This window comes from Paenibacillus sp. 01T442, assembly GCF_056398345.1.
In genome coordinates this window covers 170,431-177,606 of the sequence record NZ_JBFTPF010000010.1, presented here as the reverse complement: position 1 = coordinate 177,606, position 7,176 = coordinate 170,431, and the positions used below count along the sequence as shown (strand labels likewise).

At 45.9% G+C, this 7,176-nt stretch carries 8 protein-coding genes; 2 read left to right on the top strand and 6 right to left on the bottom strand.

Going from position 1 to position 7,176, the window contains the following annotated elements:
* The coding region (locus AC1DLM_RS11760) for a Dabb family protein (protein ID WP_441989285.1) at positions 1 to 229 on the bottom strand (229 nt) is incomplete at its 3' end.
* A gap of 114 nt (positions 230 to 343) precedes the next feature.
* The gene (locus tag AC1DLM_RS11755) at positions 344 to 985 is read right to left on the bottom strand and encodes a DEAD/DEAH box helicase family protein (protein WP_441989284.1); all 642 of its coding nucleotides are present in this window, start codon (positions 983 to 985) and stop codon (positions 344 to 346) included.
* 320 nt (positions 986 to 1,305) lie between these two features.
* Here AC1DLM_RS11755 and AC1DLM_RS11750 point away from each other — a divergent pair, with 320 nt between their 5' ends.
* Both AC1DLM_RS11750 and map read left to right on the top strand, forming a co-directional pair.
* A complete protein-coding gene (locus tag AC1DLM_RS11750; RefSeq protein WP_441989283.1) occupies positions 1,306 to 1,890 on the top strand; it encodes a TetR/AcrR family transcriptional regulator in 585 nt (194 codons plus the stop codon).
* A gap of 7 nt (positions 1,891 to 1,897) precedes the next feature.
* Entirely contained in the window at positions 1,898 to 2,644 is a 747-nt protein-coding gene (map, locus tag AC1DLM_RS11745) for a type I methionyl aminopeptidase (RefSeq protein WP_477570010.1), read from the top strand.
* A gap of 234 nt (positions 2,645 to 2,878) precedes the next feature.
* Here map and AC1DLM_RS11740 read toward each other — a convergent pair whose 3' ends face one another.
* The 4 genes from AC1DLM_RS11740 to AC1DLM_RS11725 are packed head-to-tail and all read right to left on the bottom strand — an operon-like array spanning position 2,879 to position 7,094.
* Complete coding sequence (locus tag AC1DLM_RS11740) at positions 2,879 to 3,346, bottom strand: NUDIX hydrolase (RefSeq protein WP_441989281.1); 468 nt, start codon at positions 3,344 to 3,346, stop codon at positions 2,879 to 2,881.
* Positions 3,347 to 3,401: 55 nt separating this feature from the next.
* On the bottom strand, positions 3,402 to 4,463 hold the full coding sequence (locus AC1DLM_RS11735) for a glycoside hydrolase family 43 protein (RefSeq protein ID WP_441989280.1): 1,062 nt from the start codon (positions 4,461 to 4,463) through the stop codon (positions 3,402 to 3,404).
* A complete protein-coding gene (locus tag AC1DLM_RS11730; RefSeq protein ID WP_477570009.1) occupies positions 4,460 to 5,311 on the bottom strand; it encodes an aldo/keto reductase in 852 nt (283 codons plus the stop codon). The genes AC1DLM_RS11735 and AC1DLM_RS11730 overlap by 4 nt, the downstream gene beginning before the upstream one ends.
* A 22-nt stretch (positions 5,312 to 5,333) precedes the next feature.
* Positions 5,334 to 7,094 (bottom strand): glycoside hydrolase family 2 protein, encoded by a 1,761-nt coding sequence (locus AC1DLM_RS11725; protein ID WP_477570008.1) that lies wholly within the window; start codon positions 7,092 to 7,094, stop codon positions 5,334 to 5,336.
* Between the last annotated feature and the right edge of the window lie 82 nt (positions 7,095 to 7,176).

The window sequence follows — 7,176 nt, the reverse complement described above, 5'->3', positions numbered from 1 at the left end:
CGGGATGCGGACCATATGAACGCAGCGACGCAAGGTCTTCAAACGTTACCCGTAATCCGAGAGTATAGCCCTTAATATTTTCCGTTTCTTCAGTTACGTTGATGCCTGCACTTATATCAAATATCCCGGGGATACGATCCCGAAACGATAACAATTGATCCAGCAATTCCTGTTGCTTGATTGGCGTGACATTAGTATTGAACTTGAATACAACGAGATGTTCGTACATCGCTAAATTGCTCCTTTTTTAAGCTTAATGTTGTGGTGCTATAGTTCTGCGTTCGTGCAACAGCCTGTCTATTTGGCAGCCTGCACATGATACCTACGCTACTGGAGGTTMAACTTAAATTCCGAAATGTTCACGAACTAGTCTAAATTGTTCTTTAACACTTAAGCTTTTTGTTCTTTCAATGGTTTTGATACCATTATCAATACAGGCATTTCTAATATCATGAGAAAACTTCACCATGTTTTTGTTGCCGTTTTTGATTGCTTCTGATGGACTAGCTGTTTGGTTAATAACATCCAAAATCATCTTATGGTCTTCCCTGAAGAAATATAGCCTTTCTATTTCTTTATCAGACGTGTAGAGACATATCATTCTTTCTTTAGGAATAAAGGGTAATATTAATTCAGGCATTATTCCTAAATCTATTATGATTGGTGTATCGGTAGGCATTTTCAACAAATCAATAACATAAAACTCCATCATTTCTTCGACAATTTGAAAAAGCCATTCACAATGTTCATCATTGGGTTTATTAAACCATTTGTCCCAGTCCAAACCAGGATGAGGATATTGAATGGCGGGGTATTCAACAGGGCTAGTGAATGGTCTATATTTTAAGACATTATCCTCTAGCGTTTGAAATCCTAACTCCTCAACAAATTTCTTTGTCATTGTGGTCTTGCCCGCGCAACAACCACCATTTAACCAATAAACATGCTTTAATTGTTCTTTCAGATAATTATCATTAACTTTCATATTTACCCTCCTCAAATTACCAATTTTGAGGAAGTTGGCGGATTCTTATCGGCTTTCTATAACTGTGAAAGTACATAATTGAATCCTCCTTTCCATAGCATACCATTAGCATTCGACTAGCTGGTTATTTATTCCTCTTGCGTTAAGAAAACCCACTTTCTCTCCTGCATGGAGTTCTGTCTTCGTTCAGTTCACTATAGAACTTTATTTCAAATAAATAACTTTATTTCTCTAACAGATAATTTGCATATCCCCGCCGCATGCGTTACTATGTTTATATCGACAAATTTGCAGGTCTAAATAAGGAGGATTACGCGTCCATGTGCCCCCGTACCAAAGAACAAAATGAGCTCATCCGCATGCAGCGCAGTGAACAGATCCTTGACGCTGCCGCGCGTACCTACTTCCACACGAGCGGCAGCTTTGATATTCGCGACGTCGCCCGCGAGGCGAAGATCGGTTACGGCACGGTATACCATTATTACCCCAACCGACATTTATTAATAGAAGATGTGCTGGGCAGCGGCTTCGAGCGATGCGAGCAAGCCCTTGCAGAATGGGCAAACATCTACGGCGGCGGCCAGGATGAGAGACAGATGTTGACGTATTGTAAGGCGCTGCTCCGGCTGTGGCAGTCGGACGCCCGCGCATATCTCGTCTACAAAATGGCGGCGGAACATTATGCAGGCTTGCCTGAGAGGGATCGGCACTCTACCAACAGACGATTCATGGAACGGCTGTATGTTCCGCTCCAATCGATCGCCCAGCGCGAAGACGACAGCGTAGACCTTATGCTTGCCGTGCTGGTTGGCTGCTGCGGACTGTACTACTATGCGGGCGCTTCGGAGCTGGACGTCGATCGAATCGCCAAGCTCGCGATGCAAGCTATTACGAAGGAGTCCTGATACGAACATGGTGATCTTAAAAAGCAAGCATGAAATCGAGGCTATCCGCAAGGCATGCCAAGTGGTTGCCGAATGCCATCGCACGATCGCCCCGCTCATCAAACCKGGAATCACGACGAACGAGATTGAGCGCATCTTCGAGGACATTATCTTGAAGCACGGCGCCAAGCCCTATACGAAGGGCTACAAGGGCTATCAATATGCGACCTGTGCCTCCGTTAACGACGTGATCGCGCATGGCTTTCCTAGAGATAAGCCACTTGAGGAGGGGGATATCGTGACGATCGACACAGTCGCAGAGCTCGACGGCTGGCTCGGTGATTCAGCCTGGAGCTATGCTGTCKGGAAGATCTCGCCGATAGCCGAGAAGCTGATGCGTGTCACGAAGGAATGCCTTGACCTCGGTATCGCGCAAGCKCAGCCCGGCAATCGGCTCGGCGATGTGACAAGCGCTATCCAGCGGCATGCCGAATCGAACGGATTCGGCGTCGTGCGTGACCTACTCGCTCATGGCATCGGCCGGGATCTGCACGAGGCGCCGAACTATATGCATGTCGGCAAGCCCGGCAAAGGCTACCGCATCAAGGAAGGCATGGTGTTCACGATCGAGCCAATGATCACCGAAGGCACCTACTACATGACAATCGATCCGGACGGCTGGACCGCGCGGACGCTGGACCGCAAGCTCGCCGCCCAATACGAACATACGATCGCCATCACAGCTGAAGGTCCACAAATCCTGACCGCGCAATAAAATAAAAAGAAGTCGACCACGAGATGGTCGACTTCTTTTTTCGTATTCGACATAGCATATTTCTTCATCCGATACATGCGTTTATCCGCTCGCTTATAGAGCTCAAAGGCACTTTCCAAAAAAAATGGCTGGAACCGAATACTACGGTGATCGTATAACTCGTTCCCGTCTTCAAGCCGAAACAGATATCATTAAAACATTATACCCTTGCATGAGCCGATCCCCTTTTATCCGTTAGTTCAATATCGGCCGTTCTTTATTGAATATTAAATCATCAAAAAAGACTTTATGGTCAGGGAATAAGTTGTCAGGTAACTCATCGAGTGCAAAAAATGCATTATGCATAGATTCGGCGTTTTGTTTGATTAATTCACCTTCATATTCTTTACAAGTGAAAATGAATTGAACCATTGAAACTTGGTCTCCATTAGAAAAGGTTTTATCATATTTTGAACCTGAATAAACTCCAAGCAACTCAAGTTTCCCTAAATGTAAACCGGTTTCCTCGAAGACTTCTCTCCTCGCTGTATCTTGAACGGTTTCCCCTAACTCCATAAACCCTCCTGGAAGACCCCACTTTTCGTTATCCAAACGTTGTTGTAATAGTAACCGATTTTCTTTATCAAATATAAAAGCTCCAGAAACCACCATGATGACTTTCTCATGTCCAACCATAGACCTTACATGTTTTATGTAATCCATTGTTATACCCCAATTTCTTTCAGAGCCAAGGTTTATCAAGCTGCCGGATCGATTTTCACTTTTCGCCTGAAGGCACGTCAAATTCGACCTCAGCCGGTATCGGATCGCCGAAGTCCGGGTTTCCGTCCGCCGTCCAACCGAATTTCTGCATTCTGGCGCTTCTTCGGTTACTACCGCCTTCAGATACCGGTATGGCATGATAGACGATCCAGTCTTCCGTTCCGTCCGGGGATACGGTAAAGCTGTTATGGCCAGGGCCGAAGACGGAGTTTTCAACTGATTTACAGAAAACGGGTTTCTCGCTCTTGGTCCATGAAGCCGGATTCAGTAGATCGCTGTCTTCCTTTGCGGTCAGCATCCCTAGTGCGTAGTCATCGGACCAGCATGTGCTTGCGGAATAAATCAGGAATACTTTGCCGAAACGCTTAAGGAAGCAAGGCCCCTCATTTATCGCCATCCCGCCTTTATGCTCCCAATCGTATTCCGGCTTGGTGAGCAGCGATTCCTCCCCCTTGATCGTCCACGGGTTTTCCATTTCGGCGGCGTAGACCGCCGAGCCGTATTTCGGAAAATGGCCGTAGCCCGCGTACATGAAAAAGAGCTTCCCGTTGTGCTCCAGCACCGTTCCGTCCAATCCGGGCAAGGCCGTATTCACGGCCCCCTTCATCTGCCATGTTCCATCGAGAGGATCGGCATGCTCATTTTCAAGCACGTAGATTTTGCGGCTTTCGTCTCCGCCTCCGTCGTTGTCCGTGAAATAAATGTACCATTTGCCTCCGAGATGATGGATTTCCGGTGCCCACAGTTTCCTGCTGTCCAACCCTTCCGCCGGAGGAGTCCAGACGGTCTTCATCGCGCCGTTCGCAATTCCGCTCATCGATTCGGATTTCCATAAATCCAACCGGTCGCCCCGCGTCACCATAAAATAATAATGACCGTCCGTATGCCGATATATCCAAGGATCAGCACCCTTTTCCAATATTGGGTTTCGAAATGTTTTCATCTGCATCGTGCTCATATAACGACTCCTTCCACTCCATGACGATATTAACGTGTTCATGAATCCTTGAAGCAGGTTGGCCTGCGTCAGCACGAACGCTTCTGGCTTGTGAATCAAAATTGGACTCCACCTTGACCGCGATCAAGCTTGAAATCCCAACGCCATTCTTTTGCATCCACAGTACTGACATTATCCAATACTTCTCTAATGGTCCGCATACCGCATATGGCAACGGAAACATCGGGATTAGAGAGAACAAAATCTAAGGCGATCCTATGAGGATTGATCGTCTCAAGTGACTCTGGCGCAACGCGCTTCATAAAGCGATATAGAGATTGGCTCGTCAGCGGCCTCATGACGACGACTCCAACGTCATGCTTAGCGGCTTCTGGAATGATTGGATCTGCAGCACCCTGATAAAAGAGATTATACCGAACTTGAATGACATCGAAATATCCTGATCGAATGGACCAAAGCAATACGTGATCAGGAACCTCGTTCGTGATTCCGATGAAACGTATTTTACCTTGTTCTTGACATACTTTTAGTGCATCCAGCGGTCCGTCATTCACAATTCGGTGATAATCCTCTTCTGTTAAATACCCTCCATGGAATTGCATAACATCGATGTAATCGGTTTGGAGATTCTTCAAGCTTGCATCGACGGATCGAATCACATCGTCATAGCCAAGATTTGAGGGAACCTTTGTAGCAATATACGCCTCATGACGACGTTCTTTTAACACGGCTCCGATTATACTTTCGCCTAACCCATTTCCATAACCCTGTGCCGTATCAATATAATTAAGTCCCTTGTCCAAAGCCATATGAAGAGAATCGATAACCACGTCACKGCTTTTCTGAGCTTCATAAGGTTCCAAATAGTTATCCAGCCCCATCGGTGCGCCACCGAATCCAACACAAGAAACGTTTAAATTCGTACGTCCAAGTCTTCTATATTCCATTCTCAACACCGCCTCTTAACTTTTATGCGAGGTTAATTTCTTTGATAAGCTCTAGTGGAATCTTCGGTCTCCGTGCTTCAGTGAGAAGTCCGTTCATTTCCTGCTGGACATCAGTCACTTGCGTATAGCAATACCCGCAAATGTAGTCGATATCCTTAATCGCTTGGGTAATGCTTCGGAATCGCTCAATAAATGCCTCTTCCGTCACCACCTGATTGCCGTACCCCCAGCCTTTATCAGTTTGGAAAGCGATCCCGCCAAATTCACTAATGATGATGGGCTGGCCACGATACGTGTATCCTTGGGCTAGGGCATATTTCCCTTTGTTGAATGCCCATTCGTTGTTTACGATAGGGGATTTATCCGCGTAACGCTGGAGGAATTCCGAACCGGCTTCCACATAATCATGTAAAGTCAAAATGTCTGATATGGTATGTTCCCATCCGTCATTTGTGATGACAGGACGATTCGGGTCCATCGATTTAGTCAAATGATAGATGCCCTCAGTGAACTTCTGCTGCTTACGGTCATTCAAAATTTGCATGACGCCCCAAGACTCATTAAAGGGCACCCACGTTATGATGCTATGATGATTATACTGCTGCCTTACAATCTCGATCCATTCCTTGGTGAAGGTCTCAACTGCCTCATCATTAAATTCAAAGGTGGCTGCCATCTCAGACCATACCAAAAGCCCTTTGACATCGCACCAATATAGGAACCGCGCATCTTCAATTTTCATGTGCTTCCTCACACCGTTGTATCCCATGGCGAGAATAGCATCAATATCCTCTATTAATGCTTGCTCCGAAGGCGGCGTCAAATGACTGTCGGACCAGTACCCTTGGTCTAAAATTAACCGCTGATAAATAGGCGTATTATTGAGGAGAACTTTACCTTTTTCGATCGAAATCTTCCTCATGCCGAAGTAAGAATACACGTGGTCGATCACCACATCATCTTTAAATAAAACAAATTCCACATCATATAAGTTCGGACTTTGCGGAGACCATCTGCTTACCTTCCATGGACCATTAGCCTCATGCAGCAAATCTACCTCCAATTGCAGCCAAGCCCGATCCACGATCAAAGCGGTTTGTTTGAGGATCTTCCCCTTAAAACTAATTCGAGTCTCTAAGCGAAGCTGCCCCTGCTTTAAATCACCATGCGTTTGGTATTCGAAGCGTACCGATTGACGGTCTAGATCAGGTGTCATTTTCACGGATTTGATATAAGATTCCGCCACATATTCCAACCATACACTTTGCCAAATTCCAGTTGTTTGAACATAAAAGCATTCGAAATTGTCTTTTACCCAACGCTGCTTACCGCGTGGTTGCGTGCAGCTCTGGCTGTCCTCTACCTTCATGACGAGGCTATTTGACTGACCAAATTGAATATAGGGCGTAATATCAAATGAAAACGCAGCGTATCCACCTTGATGTTGACCTACACACGTTCCGTTCACCCACAATTTAGCGAGATAGTCCACCGCTTGGAAATGCAGGATGATCCGTTTGCTTTCTTGTTCCTTCGGAACTTCGAGCAATCGGTGATACCATATTTGAGGGTGAAATGCCTCTTCCCCAATACCGCTGGCCTTCGTTTCATAAGTGAACGGTACCATGATCTTGAGGTCCCCATTAAACTCCTCGTACCACTTTTCTTTCTCTCCAACGTTCCCGTCATCAAACCGGAATTCCCACTCACCGTTTAAACTATTCCATGATTCTCGCACAAACTGAGGCCTTGGATAGTCCTTTATATACATTTTTGTCGACATCTTGTGATGATCACTCCTACTTCTTATGATTGTGTATAAGTTGACCGCGCACAAACCATCTTGTACGCGGGAAATACATTCA

What these genes read in the sequence shown, in the direction of transcription:
- AC1DLM_RS11755 (WP_441989284.1), bottom strand. Translation starts at nt 985, where the DNA reads ATGAAAGTTAATGATAATTATCTGAAAGAACAATTAAAGCATGTTTAT.
- AC1DLM_RS11750 (WP_441989283.1), top strand. Translation starts at nt 1,306, where the DNA reads ATGTGCCCCCGTACCAAAGAACAAAATGAGCTCATCCGCATGCAGCGC.
- AC1DLM_RS11740 (WP_441989281.1), bottom strand. Translation starts at nt 3,346, where the DNA reads ATGGATTACATAAAACATGTAAGGTCTATGGTTGGACATGAGAAAGTC.
- AC1DLM_RS11725 (WP_477570008.1), bottom strand. Translation starts at nt 7,094, where the DNA reads ATGTCGACAAAAATGTATATAAAGGACTATCCAAGGCCTCAGTTTGTG.